This is a genomic window from Acidimicrobiia bacterium, from assembly GCA_035948415.1.
Classification (GTDB): Bacteria; Actinomycetota; Acidimicrobiia; order IMCC26256; family PALSA-555; genus PALSA-555.
On record DASZJD010000021.1, the window covers coordinates 41,766 to 63,373 of the forward strand.

General features: G+C 72.0%; 20 protein-coding genes. 4 read left to right on the forward strand and 16 right to left on the reverse strand.

The features are described 5' to 3' along the window. Positions 1 to 82: 82 nt before the first annotated feature. Genes VG869_02850 through VG869_02885 form a run of 8 tightly spaced genes read right to left on the reverse strand, consistent with a single transcriptional unit; the run spans position 83 to position 7,922 of the window. The gene (locus VG869_02850) at positions 83 to 1,555 is read right to left on the reverse strand and encodes a cytochrome bc complex cytochrome b subunit (protein HEV3450119.1); all 1,473 of its coding nucleotides are present in this window, start codon (positions 1,553 to 1,555) and stop codon (positions 83 to 85) included. Continuing rightward, on the reverse strand, positions 1,552 to 2,346 hold the full coding sequence (locus VG869_02855; protein ID HEV3450120.1) for a cytochrome c oxidase assembly protein: 795 nt from the start codon (positions 2,344 to 2,346) through the stop codon (positions 1,552 to 1,554). Before VG869_02855 ends, VG869_02850 begins: the two co-directional genes overlap by 4 nt. Further along, positions 2,339 to 2,704, reverse strand: a complete 366-nt coding sequence (locus VG869_02860; GenBank protein HEV3450121.1) for a hypothetical protein — start codon at positions 2,702 to 2,704, stop codon at positions 2,339 to 2,341. The genes VG869_02855 and VG869_02860 overlap by 8 nt, the downstream gene beginning before the upstream one ends. Then, on the reverse strand, positions 2,701 to 3,366 hold the full coding sequence (locus tag VG869_02865) for a cytochrome c oxidase subunit 3 (protein HEV3450122.1): 666 nt from the start codon (positions 3,364 to 3,366) through the stop codon (positions 2,701 to 2,703). Before VG869_02865 ends, VG869_02860 begins: the two co-directional genes overlap by 4 nt. Before the next feature lies 1 nt (position 3,367). Next, the gene (gene ctaD / locus VG869_02870) at positions 3,368 to 5,287 is read right to left on the reverse strand and encodes a cytochrome c oxidase subunit I (GenBank protein HEV3450123.1); all 1,920 of its coding nucleotides are present in this window, start codon (positions 5,285 to 5,287) and stop codon (positions 3,368 to 3,370) included. Positions 5,288 to 5,290: 3 nt separating this feature from the next. Beyond that, complete coding sequence (coxB, locus tag VG869_02875) at positions 5,291 to 6,280, reverse strand: cytochrome c oxidase subunit II (protein ID HEV3450124.1); 990 nt, start codon at positions 6,278 to 6,280, stop codon at positions 5,291 to 5,293. Further along, entirely contained in the window at positions 6,277 to 7,146 is an 870-nt protein-coding gene (locus tag VG869_02880) for a Rieske 2Fe-2S domain-containing protein (GenBank protein HEV3450125.1), read from the reverse strand. Before VG869_02880 ends, coxB begins: the two co-directional genes overlap by 4 nt. Further along, positions 7,143 to 7,922 carry a c-type cytochrome gene (locus VG869_02885; protein HEV3450126.1) on the reverse strand — a complete coding sequence of 260 codons (780 nt, stop codon included), beginning with the start codon at positions 7,920 to 7,922 and terminating at the stop codon, positions 7,143 to 7,145. Before VG869_02885 ends, VG869_02880 begins: the two co-directional genes overlap by 4 nt. A 145-nt stretch (positions 7,923 to 8,067) precedes the next feature. On the opposite strand from VG869_02885, the gene VG869_02890 reads away from it, so the two are divergent. From VG869_02890 to VG869_02900, 3 genes are all read left to right on the forward strand, one after another. Then, positions 8,068 to 9,180, forward strand: coding sequence for a hypothetical protein (locus VG869_02890; protein ID HEV3450127.1), 1,113 nt, complete (start codon positions 8,068 to 8,070; stop codon positions 9,178 to 9,180). Next, entirely contained in the window at positions 9,177 to 10,370 is a 1,194-nt protein-coding gene (locus VG869_02895) for a CoA transferase (GenBank protein ID HEV3450128.1), read from the forward strand. Before VG869_02890 ends, VG869_02895 begins: the two co-directional genes overlap by 4 nt. A gap of 342 nt (positions 10,371 to 10,712) precedes the next feature. Continuing rightward, positions 10,713 to 13,529, forward strand: coding sequence for an EAL domain-containing protein (locus VG869_02900; protein ID HEV3450129.1), 2,817 nt, complete (start codon positions 10,713 to 10,715; stop codon positions 13,527 to 13,529). Between the two features lie 67 nt (positions 13,530 to 13,596). Here the strand turns inward: VG869_02900 and VG869_02905 are convergent, their stop codons facing one another. The 5 genes from VG869_02905 to VG869_02925 form a co-directional block, all read right to left on the reverse strand. Next, positions 13,597 to 13,905, reverse strand: a complete 309-nt coding sequence (locus tag VG869_02905) for an STAS domain-containing protein (protein HEV3450130.1) — start codon at positions 13,903 to 13,905, stop codon at positions 13,597 to 13,599. A gap of 200 nt (positions 13,906 to 14,105) precedes the next feature. Then, the gene (locus VG869_02910; GenBank protein HEV3450131.1) at positions 14,106 to 14,555 is read right to left on the reverse strand and encodes a nuclear transport factor 2 family protein; all 450 of its coding nucleotides are present in this window, start codon (positions 14,553 to 14,555) and stop codon (positions 14,106 to 14,108) included. 86 nt (positions 14,556 to 14,641) lie between these two features. After that, the gene (locus tag VG869_02915) at positions 14,642 to 15,892 is read right to left on the reverse strand and encodes an alpha-L-fucosidase (GenBank protein ID HEV3450132.1); all 1,251 of its coding nucleotides are present in this window, start codon (positions 15,890 to 15,892) and stop codon (positions 14,642 to 14,644) included. 60 nt (positions 15,893 to 15,952) lie between these two features. Then, the gene (locus VG869_02920; protein ID HEV3450133.1) at positions 15,953 to 16,321 is read right to left on the reverse strand and encodes a helix-turn-helix domain-containing protein; all 369 of its coding nucleotides are present in this window, start codon (positions 16,319 to 16,321) and stop codon (positions 15,953 to 15,955) included. Positions 16,322 to 16,418: 97 nt separating this feature from the next. Continuing rightward, positions 16,419 to 16,670, reverse strand: a complete 252-nt coding sequence (locus tag VG869_02925) for a hypothetical protein (protein ID HEV3450134.1) — start codon at positions 16,668 to 16,670, stop codon at positions 16,419 to 16,421. 365 nt (positions 16,671 to 17,035) lie between these two features. On the opposite strand from VG869_02925, the gene VG869_02930 reads away from it, so the two are divergent. Then, entirely contained in the window at positions 17,036 to 18,433 is a 1,398-nt protein-coding gene (locus VG869_02930) for a wax ester/triacylglycerol synthase family O-acyltransferase (protein HEV3450135.1), read from the forward strand. A 63-nt stretch (positions 18,434 to 18,496) separates the two neighbouring features. Here VG869_02930 and VG869_02935 read toward each other — a convergent pair whose 3' ends face one another. From VG869_02935 to VG869_02945, 3 genes are all read right to left on the reverse strand, one after another. After that, a complete protein-coding gene (locus VG869_02935) occupies positions 18,497 to 19,831 on the reverse strand; it encodes an ABC transporter substrate-binding protein (GenBank protein HEV3450136.1) in 1,335 nt (444 codons plus the stop codon). A gap of 131 nt (positions 19,832 to 19,962) precedes the next feature. Then, positions 19,963 to 20,913, reverse strand: coding sequence for a methyltransferase domain-containing protein (locus VG869_02940; protein ID HEV3450137.1), 951 nt, complete (start codon positions 20,911 to 20,913; stop codon positions 19,963 to 19,965). A 43-nt stretch (positions 20,914 to 20,956) separates the two neighbouring features. Next, on the reverse strand, positions 20,957 to 21,608 hold a 652-nt coding region (locus tag VG869_02945; protein ID HEV3450138.1), incomplete at its 5' end, for a class I SAM-dependent methyltransferase.

Genomic DNA, 21,608 nt, shown 5'->3' on the forward strand with positions numbered 1-21,608 from the left:
AACGTAGCGGCGGCGGCGGGCGGGGTGTCGGCGGCCGACGGGCCGAGCGTGGTCCGGCGAGCCCGAGGTCGAGCGCGGCGCGCTAGGCCTGGCGGCGCGCCCGACCGAGCCCGTGGCGAGCCGCGCCCAGCCCGGCGACGGCTCCCCCGACGGCCCGGCCGAGGGTCCCGGCGCCGGTGGCGAGGTGCCGCAGCGCGCCGGACGCCGGCATCGCCGGCGCGCGGGGCGCGGGCTCGGATGCGGTGGCGGGGCCGCCCCCGGGCTCGCCGGCGCGCAGGTCACGGCACCACTTCCACGCCAGGAGCCCGGTGATGAGGGGCAGGACCCACACGAGCACCTGCAGCGCGTGCGTGACGTCCACGACCGAGAGCCCGAGCTCGTTGGCGACGACGTCCTGGCCGCCCGCGACGAGCAGCACGGCGAAGAAGGTCAGCGCGCCGACGCCGATGCCGGTTCGGACCGGGCGGTCGCGGGGCCGGTCGAGCAGGTGGTGCTCGGCCCCGTCGCCGGTCATGCGTCGCTCGAGGAAGGGCCACAGGTAGAGGAGGCCGAACACGACGCTCGGGAGCAGCACGCCGGGCCAGAACACCTCGGAGATCGTGCCGCCGAACACGTGGGCCTCCCAGGGCGGCGCCAGCCGGAGCGCCCCCTCCAGCCATCCCACGTACCAGTCGGGCTGGGCCGCGGTGGTGACGGCGGCGGGCTGGAACGGCCCGTAGAGCCACACCGGGTTGATCTGGACCAGGCCGCCGAGCCCGGCGAGCACGGCGACGATGAGCGCGAAGAGGCCCACGCTCTTCACCGCGTACGTCGGCCAGAGCCGCGACCCGACCACGTTGCGCTCGGTGCGGCCCGGGCCCGCGAACTGGGTGTGCTTCTGACGCCAGAGGATGGCGAGGTGGGCGGCCAGGAGGCCCGAGATGAGCGCCGGCACCAGGAAGATGTGGAGGACGAAGAGGCGGGAGAGGATGTCCTCCGAAGGGAACTGGCCGCCGAACACGAGGAAGGCCGCCCACTCCCCGACCAGCGGGACCGACAGGATGATCGAGTAGGCGATCCGGAGCCCCGTGCCCGACAGGAGGTCGTCGGGCAGCGAGTAGCCGGTGAACCCGTTGAACATGGCCAGGACCAGCAGGGTCAGCCCCACGATCCAGTTGATCTCGCGGGGCCGCCGGAATGCGCCGGTGAAGAAGACGCGAGCGACGTGGGCCACGATCGACCCGATGAACACGAGCGCGGCCCAGTGGTGCGTCTGGCGCATCACGAGCCCGGCGCGGACGTCGAAGCTCAGGCGCAGCGTCGACCGGTACGCGAGCGTCATGCGGACATGCCGGAGCGGCGCGTACGAGCCCGTGTAGGTCACCTGCCGTCCACTCGGGTTGTAGAAGAAGGCGAGGAACGTGCCGGTGAGCACGAGGATCACGAATGCGTAGAGCGCGATCTCGCCGAGCATGAACGACCAGTGGTCCGGGAACGCCTTGTTGAGTGCCCGGCGAGCGAACCGGGTGGTCCCGAGCCGCTCGTCGATGAACCGGACCAGCCGCCGGATGATCACGGGACGCTCCGAGGTCGCAGCCGCGACGGGACCACGTGCTCGAGGCCGGACAGCCACGTGCCGACCAGCACCGCGGCGGCGACGGCGAGGGCCACGTTCGCGAAGCCCCACATCACGATCCCGGCCAGCTGCTGGTCCGCGAGGGCGGCGGACATGTCCCGATGCGCGTACGCCGGGTACCACGGCGACGACGCCAGCACCAGCAGCGCGCCGAGCGCGGTGCAGGCGAGCCCGGCCGTGAACACGCACAGGAGCGCGACCGCGGGCCGGCCGCGGGCGGCGGCGCCGGCGACGGCCCACCACAGCAGGATCGAGGCGGCGAGGAAGGTGGTGTGCTCGAGCCCGTGCAGCGCGGGGCGGCGGACCGCGGCGTCGAAGACCGCGGGTACGTGCCACGCCGCCATCAGCGTGACCTGGAGGGCGACCGCCGCCGCCGGGACGGCGACCCCGGCCCGCCGGGTGGCGGCGCGCAGGCCCCGCCAGGCTCGGCGGGCCGGCCCGGCGACGAGCGGCAGCCCTCGAGCCAGCACCGAGCCCGGCCGACCGGCCACGAGCAGCGGCGGCGCGACGGCGAGGAGGAGGACGTGCTGGGCCATGTGCGCGGTGAGGCTGGTCTCGGCGACGGCCTCGAGCGGCGGCGCCAGCGCCACCACCGTGACCGCGAACCCGGTGCCGAAGGCGAGCACGCGCACCGGGCGAGCGGCGAGGGCCGACGGCGGCGTGCGCGCCCAGCCCCGCGCGTACGTAGAGACCACCCCCACCGCCGCCGCCACGAGGAGGACGTCAAGCACAGCTGGACAGGAACGGCACGAGGATCCCCTCGGCCACGATGAGGACCAGGTTGATGACGCCGACGAAGACACCGATCCAGCCGAGGAAGGCGATCTGGTCGTCCTCGGTGACACCGTCGGCGTCGGCGCCCGCGGTCTGGCGGACGACGAGCACCGAGAGCCCGATGGTGACGACGACGGGCAGGCCGGCCACCGCCGTCACCGCGTAGAGGACCCAGCGCCACCCGGGCTGGCTGCACGTGAAGTGGACCACGGCCGCCGAGACGGTGAGGTGCAGGGTCCACAGGGCGATGGGAAGCGACACGAGGGTCCAGCGCAGCGGGTGGTGGGCGACGTCGGGGAGCGTGGAGGTCCTCACCGCAGGCTGACCGACAGGTAGAGGGACGAGAACACGAAGATCCACACCACGTCGACGAAGTGCCAGTAGAGGCCGAAGACCTGCATCGAGACGTGACGCTGGGCCGAGATCTTGCCCATGCCGGCCTTTGCCTGGACCTGGGCGTTCATCAGCAGGCCGACGAGCACGTGGATCCCGTGCAGCCCGGTGATGACGTAGAAGATCGACGCGTACGCGTTCTGCGTCCACGAGAAGGTCAGGTGGGCCCACTCGTAGCCCTCGTTGGCGAGGAAGGCGGCGCCCATCAGGAAGCTGAGGACGAGCGCGACCTGGAGCACCCGGACGCGCCCGCGGCGGATGGCGGCCTCGCCCCAGAAGATCGGGAGGCTCGACCCGATGAGGACGATCGAGAACACCCACGTCGGGAAGAGCTCGGGGGCCTTGATGCTTCCCTGGGGCCAGGCCGACGACGACGACCGCAGGAAGAAGTACGCCGCCAGCAACGCCACGAAGATGAACGACTCCGTCGCGACGACCATGACCATGCCCCAGAAGCCGGTCCCGTAGCCCGGCCGGCGCGCCGGGGGCGGCGGCGGCACCAGGACGACGCGCGGCCCGCCCGGCTCGGTCGCGGGCGCGAGGTCGAGGTCGTCCTCGCGGGGTGGGGCGGTGATCGTCGCCACGTCAGTGCTCCCCCGTCCGCCACGTCCACCGCAGGAGCCCGAGGCCGGCCACGGCCACGCCCACGACCGCGAGCAGCGCGGTCGTGAGCAGCAGGCCGACCACGAGCACGGCGATGCCGGCGGCGAGCACGAAGGGGAACGCCGTCTCCTCGGGGATCGTCATCTCGGCCTCGGGCTCCGCACGCAGGCCGGTCGTGAACGCGGCCGTGCGCCGGAGGGCGCCGTCGGGCCCGAGCGCGGCCGTGGCCGGGTCGCCGTTCGGGGCGGCCAACGGGAGGGGGCGCTGGTCCCAGAGCGGGTGCCGGCTCTCGACGATCGGGACGGCCAGGAAGTTGTATGGCGGCGGCGGCGAGTCGGTCGCCCACTCGAGGGAGTCGGCGCCCCACGGGTCGGGGCCGGCACGGGCGCCGTGGCGGTGGCTCCACACCACGTTGACGAGCGTGAGGAGCACGCCGACGGCGAAGACGAACCCGCCGACCGTGGCGACCATGTTCAGGGCGGCCCAGCCCACCCCGCTCGGGTACGTGTAGACGCGTCGGGGCATGCCGAGCAGGCCGAGGATGCTCATCGGGAAGAACGCCACGTTGAACCCGACGAACATGGTGGCGAAGCTGACCCGGCCGAGGCGATCGCTCAGGAGCCGGCCCGTCATCTTCGGGAGCCAGTAGTACAGCGCGGCGAAGATCGGGAACACGACCGCGCCGTTCAGCACGTAGTGCAGGTGGGACACGATGAAGTAGCTGTCCTCGACCTGGTAGTCGAACGGCAGGACCGACACCATCACGCCGGTGATCCCGCCGAGGAGGAAGATCAGCAGGAAGCCGATCGCGAACAGCATCGGCGTCTTGAGCTGGACCACGCCGCGCCACATCGTGGCGATCCAGGCGAAGAACTGGATGCCGCTCGGGATGGCGATGACGAGGCTGGCGGCGGAGAAGAACGCGGTCGCCAGGAGCGGGAGCCCCGTGACGAACATGTGGTGGATCCAGACGCCGAAGCTGATGAACCCGATCGAGAGCAGCGAGAGGACGATCCAGAGGTAGCCCGCGAGGGGTCGGCGGGAGAAGACCGCGAAGATCATCGACATCATCCCGGTGGCGGGGATGAAGAGGATGTAGACCTCGGGGTGGCCCCAGAACCAGAACAGGTGCTGGTAGAGGAGCGCGCTGCCCCCGTGCGCGGGCGAGAAGAACGACGTGCCGAAGAGTCGGTCCATCTCCAGGAGGCTGGCGGCGACGGTCACCGCCGGGACCGCGAACAGGACCATGAACGAGAACACCAGCATCGACCAGACGAACACCGGCAGCCGGTTCAGGCTCATGCCGGGGGCGCGCATCTTGATGGTGGTGACGATGAAGTTCACCGCGCCGACGGTCGTGGAGAGCCCGACGAACGCCACCCCGAGGCCCCAGAAGTCGAGGTTCACGCCGGGCGAGTAGCTCCGGTCGGTGAGCGGGGTGTACGCGAACCAGCCCCCGTTCGGGGCGTGGCCGAGCGCGAAGCCGGTGAAGAAGAAGATCCCGGCGAATAGGAAGATCCAGTAGCTGAACGCGTTCAGCCGCGGGTAGGCCATGTCGCGGGTGCCGAGCATCAGCGGCAGCAGGTAGTTCCCGAAGCCGGCGAGGACGGGCGTGTTGAAGAGGAAGATCATCGCCGTGCCGTGCACGGTGAACAGCTGGTTGTAGGTGTCGGGGGAGATCAGCGTGCTGTTCGGCACCGCCAGCTGCACGCGCAGGATCAGGGCCATGAGGCCCGCGACGGCGAAGAACACGAAGCTGGTCACGATGTAGCGGATGCCGATGCGCTTGTGGTCGACGGTGGTCAGGAAGCCGGGGATCCCGGGCGCGTCCTCCCAGACCGCCCGCGCCGCCTCCTCCGGCACGCCGGCGATCCGCTCGACGCTGGTGACGGTCGCGGCCACCCGTCAGCTCCGGGACTCGAGGTAGGCGAGCACGGCCTGGAGCTCGGCGTGCGAGAGCAGTCCGGGCGGCATGAGGACGCCGGGCTTGTAGGAGCCGGCGCGCTCGATCCAGCGGGCGAGGGTGGCCGGCGTGTTCGCCACCGTGACCGCGCCGATCGTGCGCCGGGTCGCCAGGTGGGTGAGGTCGGGCCCGGCCGTGCCGACGGCGGGCGTGCCTCGGATGGTGTGACAGCCCGCGCACGACGAGCGCACGAACACCACCTCGCCCTCGGCCTGCAGCTCCGAGGACGGCTCGGGCGTGGGCCGAGCCTGCTGCGCCGCCCAGCGGGCGTAGTCACCCGGCGCCTGGGCGACGACCTGGAGGTGCATGTTGGCGTGCTGGAGCCCGCAGAACTCCGCGCACACACCCAGGTAGGTGCCGGCGCGGTCGACCGTGAAGCGCAGCACGTTGACCTGACCGGGAATCGTGTCGACCTTCCCGGCCAGCTCGGGCACCCAGAACGAGTGGATGACGTTGTCGGAGGTGAGTCGCACCTCGATGGGCTGCCCGACCGGGAGGTGGATCTCGTTGGCGGTGACGATGCCGGCCCGCGGGTAGACGGCCGCCCACCACCAGTCCTTCCCGACGACCTGGACGACGAGCGGATCCCGGCCGGCCGGCCGCAGGGCCCGGCCCGTCGTCACGGTCACGACGCCGAGGACGGCCAAGATGATCGCCGGCACGATGATCCCGCCCAGCCAGACGAAGGCGTGCTCCGAGATCCGCGACGGGCGCGGACCCCGGTGGCCACGGACGATCGCGACGACGATGAATGAAGCCACGACGACGTAGACGGCGATCGCGAGGCCGAACATCAGCCACCACGTGCCGGCGATCTTGTCGGCGCTGCTGCCCGCGGTGTGCAATGCGGAGGGCGAGCCATGGCCGCACGCCGCGAGCGCCAGCGTCGCGCTCGTGAACAGCGCCAGGGTCGCGGCCCGGCGGGCGGTCACGGCCGGGACCACCAGGCCGGGCCCACCGGGGCCGAGAAGTCACCGGTCGCCACCACAAAGCCCTCGGCGTCGACCGCGATCGGGAGCCGCGGCAGGGCGCGGGCCGCGGGCCCGAGCACCGGCCGAGCGTCCGTGAGGACGTCGAACGCCGACTGGTGGCAGGGGCAGAGCAGCTGGTGCGACTGGGCCTCGTAGAGGCCGACGGGACACCCGGCGTGGGTGCAGACCTTCGAGAAGGCGAGCAGACCGTCGGGCGCGTCGACGATGGACGGGAGGGGCGAGCGGCGCAGGACCCGCTGCGACAGGCGGATGAGCACCGCCTGTCCGTTCGCCGACCCCGGATAGCCGGCAGGGAAGACCGTCACCAGGCCGTTCTCGGGCACGGCCGCGGCGCGCACGAGCCGCCCGTCGTCGCCGATGGCCCGCCGGCCGGCTCGCCACGGCGTGTGGAGGAGCGCCGTCCCGGGGTTGGGACCGAGCGATCGGATCGGGAACAGCGCGGCCACCCCGATGGCGCCCACCGACGCCGCCAGCGCGCCGCCGAGCAGGCGCCGGCGGGTGACCACGCCCGCCCGCGCCAGGTCCTGGCCGACCTCGTCCTCCTCCTCGGCCGGCGCGGTGAGGTCCTCGCGCTCCTCGACCCGCGGCGCGCCGGAGAGCAGCCGGTGCGCGACCGCGATCAGCCCGACGCCCAGACCGCCGAAGGCCAGCGCGAGGAGCGCGCCCTCCACCTGGGGTTCCCCGCCCAGCGCGTAGCACACCGCGAGGCCGATGCCCCCCGCCGCGCTGGCGAGGAAGGCGACGACCGCGGGCCAGTCGGACGGGGGCGTGGGCGTCGGAGCCCGCGGGTCCGATCCCGCGCTCACGCGCGCGTCCCGATCCATCGAATGGCGAGGAAGAGCAGGCCCAGGGCGACGAACACCGCGACCGCGCCCTCGGCCAGCGGGCCGATGCGACCGAGCGGGTAGCCGCCGTGGTCGTTCGGATGGTCGAGATACCGGACGTAGGCCACGACGTCGGCGACCTCCTGGTCGCTGAGCGCCGCCGAGCCGAAACGCGGCATGGCGCCGGGACCGGTGCGGAGCGCCTCGGCGATCTGGGTGGGTGTGGCGCGGTTCGTCGGCGGGGCGGCCCGGCTCACCAGCGCGCCGCCCTCCCCCGCCCACGAGTGGCAGGCCGCGCACTGGACGCGGAACAGGGTGCCGCCGTTGGCGAGGTCGGCGGTCCTGAGGTCCACGTGGGGGATGACGGGCCCACCGGGACCGGTGAGCGACTGGACGTAGCCGACGAGGCTCCGGATCGTGGCCGGTCCGTAGGCGGGCGCCCGACGCTGCGGCTCCGAGCTCGGGCTCGGGATCGGCATCCGCCCGGTCGAGAGCCAGAAGTCCAGGGCGCCGGCGCCGACGCCGACGAGGGACGGCCCTCGAGCGCTGCCGCGGGCGTCGTTGCCGTGGCAGACGGCGCAGTCCCGCTCGTAGATCGTGCGGATCCGCGGGCTCGGCGCCGGCAGGGTCGATCCTGGGGCCTCGACGGCGGCGGCGGCGAGGGCCGCCAGCGGCAGGAGCACGAGAGGGACCAGCCAGCGCACCGGCGCGGCGAGCGCGGTCGGGCGGGCCCGACGCATCCAGTCGCGGCTCGCCACGGGGCGGGCCTTCCCCCGGGTTGTCGTCCCAAAACGTCGGAATTGGTCCCTTCCGCGCCGCGGGCGGGCCGCGGCGGGCCGCCGACGGCTAGAACCAGCACGTGCGTCGCGGCCCGGGTGGCAGGGTGATCGCCGGATCCGCGTCGTGACCGAGCGCGCCCTCGTCGTCGGTGGGACCGGCCCGACCGGTCATCACGTCGTCTGCGGCCTCGTGGAACGCGGCTACGACGTCACGATCCTGCATCGGGGCCTCCACGAGCGCCCGGACACCCCGAGCGCGGTCGAGCACGTCCACCGGGACCCCTACGACGACGGCAGCCTCCCCGACGTGCTCGGCGCCCGAGCCGTCGATCTCCTCGTCGTGATGTACGGGCGGCTCCGACGCATCGCGGCCGCCGCCGACGGGCGGGTCGACCGGTTCGTGTCCGTCGGGGGCGTCCCCGCGTACCGCGGCTGGATGAACCCGTGGCTCCACCAGCCGGCGGGGTTGCCCGTGCCCGTCCGCGAGGACGCCCCCGTGGTGGCCGACCCCGACGAGGACGAGAAGGGCTATCGGATCGCCCGCACCGAGGAGGCGGTGTTCGAACACCATCCGCACGCGGCGCACTTCCGCTACCCGTACGTCTACGGGCCGCGCCAGCTGGCCCCGCGCGAGTGGTGCGTCGTGCGTCGAGTCCTCGATCGACGACCGCGGATCGTGGTGCCGGACGACGGCCTCACCCTCCACCACCACGGCTACACCGAGAACCTGGCCCACGCGGTGCTGCTCGCGGTCGACCGCCCCGCCGCGGCGGCCGGCAAGGTCTTCAACGTCGGCGACGAGGAGGTGCTGTCGATCCGGCAGGTCGTGGAACTGATCGCCGACGCGCTCGGTCACGACCTCGCCGTCGTCTCGATGCCGTACGACCTGGCGGTGCCGGCGTGGCCCCTCCTGGCCCAGCCGCTGCCGACACACCGGGTGCTGGACCTGACCCGGGTGCGCGCCGACCTCGGCTACCAGGACGTCGTGCCGGCCCGGGAGGCTGTCCCCCGCACCGCTCGGTGGCTCGCGGCGCACCCACCGGCCCCCGGCGGGACCGAGGAGCAGGTCCTCACCGACCCCTTCGACTACGAGGCCGAGGACCGCCTGATCGACGCCTGGAGCGCGGCGCGCGAGCGGATGGCGGCGGCGGCCGACTTCCGCCCCGAGCCCGGGTTCGGCCTCGCCTACAGCGGGCCCGGCGGACGGCCGCGCACGACGCCGGGCTTCGTCCGATGAGCGCGCCCGGTCCGCTCCAGGGCGTCCGCGTGCTGGACCTGTCGATCGCCCTGACCGGCCCCTACGCCGCGGCGCTCCTCGCCGACCAGGGCGCGGACGTCGTCAAGGTCGAGCGGCCCGGGCTCGGCGACATCGCCCGCTGGATCGGCGTGTCGGTGAACGGCATGAGCGCGCTGTTCCAGATGTGCAACCGCGGCAAGCGGTCCATCGCGGTCGACGCGCACGACCCCGCGGGTCGCGCGATCGTGCGCGGGCTGGCGCGGCAGGCCGACGTCGTGGTGCAGAACTTCCGCCCCGGCGTCGTCGAGCGGCTCGGCATCGGCGAATCGGACCTGCGCCGCGAGAACTCGGAACTCGTCTACGTGTCGATCTCCGGATTCGGGCCGACCGGTCCGTACGCTCACAAGGGCGCGTACGACACCGTCATCCAGGCCTACGGCGGCCTCGCGGCCAACCAGGCCGACCCCGCCACGGGCGAGCCCCGCTTCCTCAACCAGACCGCGGCCGACAAGGTCACCGCGCTCTTCGCCGCCCAGGCGATCACCGCGGCCCTCTACGCGCGGGAGCGCGGCGCCGGCGGTCAGCACCTCGAGCTGTCGATGCTCGACGCCGTGGTCTCGTTCCTCTGGGCCGACGCGGCCGGGAACGAGGTGCTCCTGGACGCCGACGGCAGCCGAGCGTCGAGCTTCGTGGCGAACTTCCGGCCCTTCCGCTTCCGGGACGGCTGGGGAATCGCGACGCCGACGTCGGACGCCGACTTCGCCGGGCTGTGCCGGGCCTTCGACGTCGACGGCTACGACGACCCCCGTGTAGCCACGATCGCCGAGCGCAACCGGAACCTGCGCGTCGCTCGGCTCCTCATCGACCGGTGCTACGCGGCGGCGCAGGCGTGCAGCACCGCCGAGGGCATGCGCCGTCTCGAGGCCGAGCGCGTCCCGTGCGGCGTCGTGCTCTCGCCCGCCGAGCTCGCGGCCGACCCGCACGCGCGAGCGATCGGGCTGCTCGTCGAGTCGCAGCACCCAACCGCAGGACGGCTGCGACAGCCGCGTCATCCCACCCACTTCGAGCGCACGCCGGCCCAGCTCGGCGGTCCGGCACCGCTGCTCGGACAGCACACCGACGAGCTCCTCGCCGCCCTCGGCCTGGCGGATCGCGGCCCTCGCCTCCGCGCCCGCGGCGTCGTCGCCTAACCGGCGGGCGAGCCCACCCCAGCGTCGGATCCGGCCTCCAGGCCGCCGGTGTCTCGGGCCGGGCCCCGGGGCCCCTCGGGCCCGGCTGGGGCCCACCGCGGCGGTGCCACCGCCGAACGGGAACCGAACTCGGCTTGATGCCGGGGTGCCGGACGCCGATAGTAACCAGGACGTCACGGAGAGTGGTATCGCCCCGGGGCGAAGCGACGAAAGGCGGCGTTCGTGGGCTGGGCTCGCAGACCACGAGGAGCGAGGGCGCGGTCGAGGGGCAGTTCGGACCGGCTCCTCCCCGCCGACTCGGTCTGGAGCCGCCTGGCCGCGTCGGCCCCCTCCGGCGAGCCGATGTTCCTCATCGCGGTTGGGCGTCGACACCGCCGCGGGCGCTTCCGGTACGTCGGGATCAACGACGCCTACGCCGCCCACATCGGGTTCCACAACGACGTGAGCGACATCGTCGGCCGCACGCCCGAGGACCTCCTCCCCGTCGACTTCGCCGCGGCCGCCGTCGAGCGCTACGAGCAGGTGGCCGACACTGGAGAGCCGCTGCACTACGAGGTCGGGTTCGACTTCCGCGACCATTCGCTCGAGTACGACGTCACGCTGCAACCGATCCTCGACCGCTCGGGTCGTTCCACACACGTGCACGGGATCGCTCGACACTTCACCGACCGCGACGCCGCGCTCCGGCAGACCGAGCGACGCTTCGCGGCTCTCGTCGAACACTCGTCTGACATGATCACGGTGCTCGACGCCGAGGGCCGCATCCTCTACGGGAGTCCCGCCGTCACCGCGGTACTCGGGTGGCCGAGTGGTGTCTTCTCGAACGGCGATCCGTCTCGCGACGTCTCCGCCTTCGACCTCGTGCACCCCGATGATCTCGAGCTCGTCGAGAGCCTCTTCCGACAGGGAATCGCCGAGGGCAAACGCGAGGACCGCCGCGAGTTCCGCCTCCGGCGCGCCGACGGTTCCTGGTGCTGGGTCGACGCGGTCGGCACGAACCGCCTCGACGACCCTGCGGTGCGGGGAATCGTCGTCAACTCACGTGACATCACGGAGCGCCGGGCCGCCGAGGAGGCGCTGCGAGCGAACCAGGACCGGTTTCGATCGCTGGTCCAGCACGCGTCCGACTTCGTGGTCGTATCCGGGCCCGACGGCCTCGTCAGCTACGCAAGCCCGGCCACGGGCGTGTTCGTCGGGCAGGAGCCCGCCGAGATCGTCGGGACCGAGCACGCGGCACTCGTGCACCCGGACGACCGCGACGCGTTCTTCGTGACGTTGGACGAGGTCCGAGGCGATCCTGGCTGCAGCCGGATGCTCTCCGTTCGGCTCCGGCGGGTCGACGGGGAGTTCCGCTGGCTGGAGATGGTCGCGACCAACCTGCTCGAGGATGCGAACGTCCAGGGTGTCGTCATCAACGCTCGGGACGTCACCGACCGGGTGCAGGCCGAGGCCGCGCTGCGTGAGAGCGAGGAGCGCTTCCGCAGCGCGTTCGAGCACGCGCCCATCGGCATGGCGTTGGCCGACCGAACCGGACGCGTGTTCCGCAGCAACGAGTCCTTCGCGCAGATGCTCGGCCGTCGGCCGAGCGACGTCACCGGGCTCACCATCCGCCAGTTCACGCATCCCGACGACTGGGACGACAACGACGACAAGATCAAGCGGCTCTTCGCTGGCGAGATCCGCGGCTACCGGCTCGAGAAGCGCTACGTCCACGCCGACGGGCACCCGATCTGGGTCTCGGTCAGCGTCTCGGCGGTCCGCAACCACGACGGAGAACCCGTCTACATGATCGGGCAGATCGAGGACATCACCGAGCGCAAGGCGATCGGCGAGCGCCTCGTACACCAGGCGATCCACGACCCCCTCACGGGCCTGCCGAACCGCTCCCTCTTCATGGATCGGCTGCGGGCGATCATGGTCCGCTCGAACCGGCGGCGCCATCGGATCGCGGTCCTGTTCGTGGACCTCGATCGGTTCAAGGTCATCAACGACAGCCTGGGCCACGACGCCGGCGATCAGCTCCTGCTCGCGGTGGCGCACCGCCTCCGGCAGATGGTGCGGCCGACCGACACCGTGGCCCGCTTCGGGGGCGACGAGTTCACGATCCTCTGCGAGGACGCGGCGAACCCGGCCGCGGTCAAGGCCCTGGCCGAACGGGTGCTCGAGGAGATCGAACGGCCGGTGTGGCTCGCGGACGGCGAGGTCTTCGTCACCGCCAGCATCGGCATCGCGTTCTGCGACCGAGGGAGCGGAACCCCCGAGACGCTGGTTCGGGACGCGGACACCGCGATGTACCGAGCGAAGGAGCGAGGCCGACGGCGGGTGGAGTTCTTCGATGAGGAGTCACGGGCCCAGACGGTGGAGCACCTCAACATCGCCAACGCGCTCCACCACGCGCTCGAGCGTGGGGAGTTCGAGCTGCACTACCAGCCGATCCTCGAGCTCGAAACCGGCCGGGTGTACGGATACGAGGCCCTCGTCCGGTGGCGTCATCCCGAGCGCGGCCTGATCGCGCCGATCGACTTCATCGGCCTGGCCGAAGAGACCGGCCTGATCGTGCCGCTGGGCCGGTGGGTGCTCGAGACCGCGTGCGCGCAGGCCGCGCGCTGGCAGGCAGGCCCGGGCCACGGTCGCCCGCTCACGGTGAGCGCCAACGTTTCACCGCGCCAGCTCGCCGAGCCGTCGTTCCCCGAGCAGCTGGGCCAGATCGTCGGGCAGACCCGCATCCGCCCGGGGTCGCTGTGGCTCGAGATCACCGAGACGGCGCTGATGCAAGACACGGAGTCCGCGATCGGCACCCTCCGGGCCCTCCGGGCCCTGGACGTGCACCTCGCCGTCGACGACTTCGGCACCGGGTACTCGTCGCTGAGCCACCTCAAGCGCTTCCCCATCGAGGCGCTGAAGATCGACCAGGGCTTCATCCGCGGGCTCGCCCGCGACCCCGAAGACACGGCGATCGTGACCGCGGTGGTGAGCCTCGCCCACGCGCTCGGCTTGAGCTGCACGGCCGAGGGGGTCGAGACGCCGGAGCAGCTCGCCGAGCTCCGAACGCTGGGGTGTGAGCTCGCCCAGGGCCACCTGTTCGCCGAGCCTCGCCCGGCCGAGGAGCTGACCGACCCGGGGAGCCTCGAGGCCTGGCGCGCGCTCGCCGATCGCTGACCGCGGGGCGCCGCCGTCAGGGACGAGGCCCGTGCCCGACGGTCCCCGCGCCGGTCGGCGCCCGAGGTCAGCGGATGTCGAAGAGCTCGGTGGCGTCGGTGCGGTCGAGGATCCGGAGGACGGCGTCGCTCGGGGCCTCGACGATCAAGTAGACGCCCGCGTGCGCCGCCACCCGCTGGGCTCGCAGCAGGGCAGCCAGCCCGGCCGCGTCCATGAACGTGACGCCGGCCAGGTTCACCGCCACGGACGGCCCGGCGGTGAGGAGCTCCTCGAGCGAGCGCCAGAAGGCGTGGCGGCTGGCCTGGTCCAAGTCCCCGCGGACGGTGAGCCGGCGATCGGTGCGCTCGAAGGAGGTCGGTTCGGGTGCCGGGTACATGGGGCTTCCGGCCGTCGGGGATGGTCTGCGCGCGTGCTACCCCACCGCGCGGGCAGATATCCCGCGGCCCCGGCCCGACCGGCCCCCTCCCGAGCCGGTGAGGTATCCGCGGGTGGTCGCGGTGACGGTCGTCGACCGGTTGGTCTCGACGCTCCGCTCGGCGGCCGAGGACGACCGGGGTCCGGGCGCCTTCGCGCGCCCTACGACGGGAGTCCGCCTTCGAGCGGATCGACACGCAGGCGGGTCAGCGTCAACCGGCGGATGCGCCACCCTCCCTGCTCGCGCGCGTACTCCTCGTGGTAGTGGCCGTAGCCGCGGAGACCCCTCGGGGGCTCGCCCACCGGGAAGGTCAGGTAGTCGAACATGGACCAGACGCCGATCGCGGTGTCCGGCCCCGTGATGGTGATCTCCGGCATGTGCCCGTGATGGACGGTCGTGACGCCGTCGAGGATCCTCGTCAGGAAGTCGAGGATCTTGTCCCGGCCCTCCTCCACGTACCCGTCGGCATCCATCACCGCGTCCGCGGTGAACAGCTCGGCGAACGCGTCCCAGTCCTTCGTGTCCAAGCACCGGAAGTACCGCGCCTTGAGCTGCTTGATCTCCTCGATGTCGAGGAGCGTTCGGAGGGACGCCTCGCCGCGGTCGGACACGCCCGCAGTCTCGCGCCCTGGACGCGGCGCTCGCGTGTGGGCGGCCCGTCGACGGCGCGCGGTCCGGCCGTCCTCGGAACCGCTCGCTACTCCAGGTGCGTGAAGTCGACGGCGAGGACCGTCGCGAAGGGGTCCAGCTCGTCCTCGGGCACCGTCACGACGAGGTCGCCGAGCGGGTCGGCGTTGAGTCGGTCGAGGACCGACGTCCGAACGACGTGCGTGAGCGGGTGGCCGGATCCCAGCACCGAGACGCGCTCGACCCGCCGGACCGGCACCCCGCGGACCGTGATCAGCTCGTACGGTCGGAAGAGGAGATGGAGGTACACGCGCGCGCCGCGACGGGTGCTGGGCCCGTAGAACTGCCAGGGCTCGAGCCCCGGGTCGGTCCCGACGATGCTCTCCGCGTTGGTGGCCATCCATCCGGCGATGGCGTCGAGGCGATCGCGCTGCTCGGCTGGCAGCGCTCCCGTTCCGGTCGGGCTGACGTTCAGCAGGAGGTTGCCGCCTCGGGAGGCGACCTCGCAGAGCGTATGGACCAGCTCGCGCGCCGATTTGTAGTCGGTGTCGGCCGGGACGTATCCCCAGCTGTCGTTCATCGTGAGGCAGGTCTCCCACGCGCCCTCGAGGGGCTTCGGGGGCACGAACTGCTCGGGGGTGGCGAAGTCGCCGACCCCGGGGAGCCGGTCGTTGATGAGGATCCCGGGCTGCAGGTCGCGCACCATCGCCGCCAGCGCCTCGCTGCCCCACCAGTCGGCGGGCCGCTCCCAGCCGCCGTCGAACCACAGCAGGTCGATCGTCCCGTAACTCGTCAGGAGCTCGCCGAGCTGACCGCGGAGGAACGCGAGGTATCGGGCCCACCGGGCCGGATCCGGCCGGGGCGGGGAGAACCCCGGCAGGTAGGGCCGGTCGGAGTCGGTGAAGGCCGGATAGTCGGGGTGATGCCAATCCGAGAGGGAGAAGTACAGGCCCACGCGCATCCCCTCGCCCCGGACCGCCTCGACCCACTCCCCCAGCAGGTCGCGACCGCAGGGTGAGGAAGCGACCGAGTAGTCGGAGAGCGTCGTCGGGTACATGGAGTAGCCGGCGTGGTGCTTGGCGGTGAACACCGCGTACTGCATCCCGGCCCGCCGCGCCATGCTCGCCAGCTCGCGCGGGTCGTAGGCGACCGGGTCGAACGTCGTGGCCGACCGGTGATACTCCTCGACCCCGACCGCCTGGCATTTCGGCAGCGCGAACAGTCCTCCGACCAGCGGCCACGAGAGCTCGAGGCCTTGCGTGCTGGCGTGGTCCCAGTGGACGAACAAGCCGAACCGGGCGCGGTCGAACCAGCCGGTCATCGCGCGAGGACGCTACCGGGTTCCCAGCTAGTGACCGACTGCCAGCACGCGTCCGCGCGCTTACCCGGCGCGGTCGTTGGCGGCTCGATAGCTGCGGTAGACGCCGAGCAGCGCCTCCCGCTGCTCCGGCGACAGGGACGGGTCGCGCCGGATCGCCGCCTCGGTCTCGCCGTCCGGGGGTGCCTCGGCGTCGACGTCGAGGAACCCGGCCTCGTGGAGCAGCGCGTCCGTGGGGATGTGCAAGGCACGCGCGACCGCGGTGAGCACACGGACCGAGGGCTCGTGGAGCCCGCGCTCGAGCTGGCTCAAGTAGGGGTTGGAGATGCCGGCACGCTCCGCCGCGGCGCGGACGGACAGGTTGGCCAGCTCCCGCTGCATGCGGATGAAGGAGCCCAAGGCGCGGGCTCGGGCCTCGTGGTCGTCGGCCATCGAGATCGCTGTCGGGGTGGGTGGCTTCGAGCCCAGGCAGTGTCGCGCGAAGCGAGCGGCCGCCGAGGCGCCCGCTCGTTTCGGCTTCGGACGTTGTTCAGACGCGGACGCGGTCAGTCGCGGCCACCAGGCTGTTGGCCCACGAGTGGCTCCGGCGGACGATCGCCTCGACCGTTCCGAAGTACCGGTCCACGAGCGCTTGGAGGTCGGGCTTGACCTGCGTCGCCGCGCTCCGCACCGCGCCCGTCGCCAGCTGGTAGCTGCGGGCGGCGCTGCTGATGAGCTCGACGCGGACCTTCTCGATCTCGTCGAGTGTCGACTTCACGTAGTCGGGGGCGGGGGCGGTCATGGGCGGGGGCTCCTTCTCGGCTCGGACACGGCGCCCCGACTCCGGAGCGCCTACTGCGTACTATATTACTCGCTGCTAACTATGTCAAGCACTTGGCCGGGGGACCGGCGGGCGCCGCGGGCTCCACCCCACCCCCCTGACACCGGCCCTGGTGTCGGGCGCCGTCGACGCCTCCCCACCACGGCACCCGCGTGCCGACGCCGGGACCCGAGCCGGATCGGCTCCGGGCCCTTGCTCGGCGCCGCATCCGGTGTGGGGGCCGCGCCCGCGATCGGGGCGAGGGTGTCGCCTCGCCGCCGCTGGACATAGGTTGGGTCGAGCGGCCAGGGGCGGGGTTGGCGGGTCGCAGCCTGGAGGGGGATTCGATGGCACTCGACCGGATGAGCCCGCTCGACGCGATGTTCCTCCACCTCGAGGACGGCGTGAGTCACATGCACATCGCGTCGGTGCTGCTGCTCGACGGGCCACCGCCGAGCTACGACGAGTTCGCGTCGATGGTGGCCGGCAAGCTGTCGCTCGTCCCCCGGTATCGGCAGGTGGTGCGGTTCGTCCCGCTTCAGCTCGGCCGACCCGTGTGGGCGGACGACCCACACTTCAACCTCGCCTACCACGTTCGTCACACCGCGCTCCCGCCACCGGGAGACGAGGCCGACCTTCGCCGGCTCGTCGGGCGCGTCATGAGCCAGCAGCTGGATCGGACGAAGCCGTTGTGGGAGCTCTGGATGGTCGAAGGGCTCAGCGACGGCCGCTGGGCGCTGCTCGCAAAGACGCATCACAGCATGGTGGACGGGGTCTCAGGGACCGAGCTGCTGACGGTCATGTTCGACGTCGCTCCCGACGCCACGCCTCCCGCGACCGCCGACTGGGAGCCGGCTCCCCTGCCGTCAGGGGTGGCGCTGGCCGTCGACGCCGTGGCGACGATGGCTCGGAGCTCGGTCGAGCAGGTCCGCGCGCTTCGAGCCGCGAGCCGAGTCCCGCGTCAGGCGGTCGGGCAGCTGCGCGAGGTCTTGACCGGCCTCGCCGCCCTCGCCGGCATCGTCCCCCGCACGCCTCCGTCGAGCCTCAACGGATCGATCGGTCCGCACCGACGCTACGCGTGGGCGTCGACCACGGTCGAGGACATCAAGCGGATCCGGAAGAGCCTGGGCGGCACGTTCAACGACGTGATCCTGGCGGCCATCACGGCCGGCTTTCGGTCCTTGCTCGAGTCCCGGGGTGAGTCCACGGATCGCGTGATCCGAACCCTGGTTCCGGTGTCGGTGCGCGGGCGTGACCTGAGCGGACGAGCGGTCGGCGACGGCACCTTCGACAACCGGGTGTCGGCGATGTTCGCCGAGCTCCCGGTCGGCATCTCGGATCCGGTGGAGCGCCTCGAGCGGGTCAGCGCCCAGCTCGGCGGGCTGAAGGAGTCGAAGCAGGCGGTGGCCGGCGAGGCGCTGACGTCCCTGTCCGGCTTCGCCCCCCCGATCCTGCTCGCCCTCGGGACCCGTTTGGCGACCAAGGCCGCCCAGCGCAACGTCAACACGGTCACGACCAACGTGCCCGGACCTCAGCTCCCGCTGTACGTGCTCGGCCGACGGATGCGGACTGCGCTGCCGTACGTCCCGCTCGGCGTCCAGTGCCGGATCGGCGTGGCGATCTTCTCGTACGACGGCCACGTGACGTTCGGCGTGACCGGGGACTACGACACCGCTCCCGACATCGAGGTGCTCTGCAAGGGCATCGAAGCGGGGATGGCCGAGCTCCTCCGCGTGGCGGACTAACCAGCCCGCGGGCGCCCACGGCTGCTCGCCCTCGGCCCACGGTCCCGAGCCGCGGGCCTAGCGCTAGCCGCCCTGCAGGTCCGTCCTCAGCTGGACTTGGTTGCTCGGCTTGCAGTCGAAGGTTCCCGGCTTCGAGGGGTAGAGCCGTTTGAACTGCCCGTTCCGCAGCTGCATGATGAGGAAGCACGGCGACGGGATGTGCGCCGCGATGTTGGTCGGGCCCCACATCCCGTCCGCGTTGAAGCTCGTGACGGATCGCAGGGCACCGAGCAGGGCCTTGCGGGTGAGCGCGTTGTTGCCACCCTGCTTGACCACCGCGTTCACGGCATCCCGGAAGAGCACGGAGGCGATCCACGCGTAGGCGCCGAACCCATCGATCTTGTCCTGGCCGGCGAACTTGATGTAGTTCGCGAGCGTCTTGTTCTGCTTGGCCTCCTCGAAGGGAAGCTGCGCGAGCGTGACGTACTGACCCTCGACGTCGGGACCGCCTTGCTGGACGAACTTCTTGTCGTAGCAGGGCGAGAAGCAGTCCCAGACGACGGATTGGCGATTGATGCCCTGCAGGTCGGCTTCCTTTCGGAGGTACACCATCGCCGCGAACTGGCCGGTGCTGAGCGCGTAGTTCGAGCTCTTGTTCTTCATCGCCTGCACGGCCGGCGTGTAGCCCGACTGGGGCGCCGTCGCGGACACACCGATCTCGCCGTCCGACTTCACGCCGGCGGCCTCGGAGCCGCGGGCGAGAACCAGCTGCGAGACCGCCGCACTCTTGAGGTCGTTCTGGTACACCGAAATCCCGTGGAGGTTCTTCTTGACCGCACGCTCGAAGTACTTGACGGTCCCAACGTTGGCTCGGTACGTCTGGGGGCGTTGGTCCTTCGTCGTGCAGTCGAGCTGCGAGGGGTTCACCGGGAACGAGACCGGTGAGCACTGCTCCGCGACCTCGGTGGTCACGATCGGAAGGTCGGGCAGCCCCGTCGCCGCTCCGGCTTGGTCCTTGCAGCTGACCATGTCGTCCACGTTGTTCAGGAACAGCGCGGCCGTGCCGACGACGGCGAAGTCCTGGCTGCAAGCGGTGATGATCGCGTTGCGCGCGTCACCGGAGCTGAGGTGCGAGTCGATGAAGTCGACGGCGAGGTGACGCCCCGCCAGGCCGCCGCTCTGGTTGATGTACTGCGCGAACGCCTGCACGGCCGTGGGGGAACCACGGAAGAGACCGGGTGCGAGTGGCGTCTCGACGTCCGCCACGACGGCGAGGCGGATGGTGGAGGGAGTGATGCCGACGTCGGTCGCCTGGGGTGCCGCGCCCTGGTTGGTTCGCAGGGCCGCCGCGGCGGCGGCCGAGGCCACGAGTCCGAGCACGACCCCGAGCGCGATCACCATGATTCGCCGTTGGCGCACGTGCTCCCCCAGTTCGTCTCGATCAGCCGGGCGTCGGTCTCGGTCCCGGGTCGGTCAAACATACGGTGCCGGGGCCGTCTCGTGTCGGCTCCGACGACGGGTCCGGCCCCGTCGGCCCTGGAGGCGTCGATTCACCCGCCCGGGGGGCGACCGCCGACGGTCTCGATCGGAGCGCTGGCTCGGCGGTGCCGGGGCCTCGTGCCGACGGCGAAGAGCATCTGGGCGACCCGCTCGAACGGCTCGGGCACGACCTCGCGCAGCCGCAGGAGCGTCTCGCGACAGAAGGAGTCCCACGCCGTCGGTCCGATCGCCTCGTGGAGATACCGGGCGTTCGCGCCCGTGTTCACGGAGCTCAGCCACTCGCGATGGGAGGTGAGTGAACGGTAGGCACGGCCCGTCAGCTCCACCTGGTGCAGCCCCGCCTCCTCGAGCCCGACCCGAAGGTGGGCCGGATCGGCGAACCAGTCCTCCCACGGGAGCGCCTCGCGGGCCGCTGCGTCGACGGCCTCGCGCGGGGCGTACCGGGCGGCGGTCTCGATCCACGCCTGCGCGGCGGCCTCCTCGTCGTGGGCATCGACCGGCGGGGCGTCGCCGAGCACCCCCCACGCGGTGACGCCCAACCTGCCGCCGCGTCGGAGGACCGCGGCCATCTCGGCCAGGGCTGCCTGGTAGTCGGGCACGTGGTTGAGGACCAGGTTCGCGATGACGGCGTCGAACGTCTCGTTCAGGAGCGGCAGCGCGGCGGCCACTGCCACGGCGACGGCGATGCCCTGGCGCGGCTCGACGCGACGAACCAGCCGCAGCGACGGGTCGACGGCGACGACGACGCCCGCAGGACCTGTCGCGCCGAGCGCGGCCTGTGCCGCTGCCCCCGCACCAGCGCCGACGTCGAGCACCGATCCCCCGAAGCGGGGCGCGACCAGTGCCACCAGGTCACGCGTCATGACCAGGTTGCGCAGCGTGACCACGTCCGCGTACGCGTCTGCGACCGAGTCGTACGACTGCCACCCGCTCGGGTGCTGGGGAACACTCGGATCGGCCGGCATCTCGCTCCGGGGCTCGTTCGTGCTCGGAGGACCCATCACCGGCCCCTGGAACCCGTTCGGGGGCTCAGCGAACCACGGATCACCGCTTGATGCACGTGTATCTCCCGTAGGTGGAGCGATCGAACTCGGACTCCACGATCTCGAAGCCAGCGACGGTCAGCATGGGATCGAGCAGCCAGCTGAACGTGCTGTACTCGGACCTCACGTGCGCGGCCAGCTCCTGGCACGTGTAACCCTCCGCCGGGTCCGTGACCGCCTCGTCGAGCCACGTCCCGATCGCGGCGTCCGCGTCGGAGGGCTGGAAGTCGAAGACGAGATCGCGCAGGCGGAGGATGCCGCCGGGCCGCAGCATCTTGGCCACACGGTCGAGCGCGACGACCTTCCAGAAGTCAGGCAGGTGATGCAAGGCGTTGCGCGTGTACACGACGTCCGCGGGCGGCCCTTCGTGCTCGTAGGTCAGGAAGCCGGCCTCGACGCACTCGACGTTCGTGAGCCGGGCCCCGGCGACGTGCCGCTGGAGCACTTCGAGCATCGCCGGCGAGACGTCCACCGCGATCACCCGACGACAGTGGGGGGCGGCCGCGAGGGTCAGCCGTCCCGTCCCGGCGCCGAGGTCGACGACCGTCGCCGACTCGTCGAGCCCGTGCCGCCGGAGGACGGCGAGGTCATCGACCGGGTCGAGACCCTGCTTGCGGTCGTAGGCCGCGACGAAGGTGGGATCGAGATGCTCG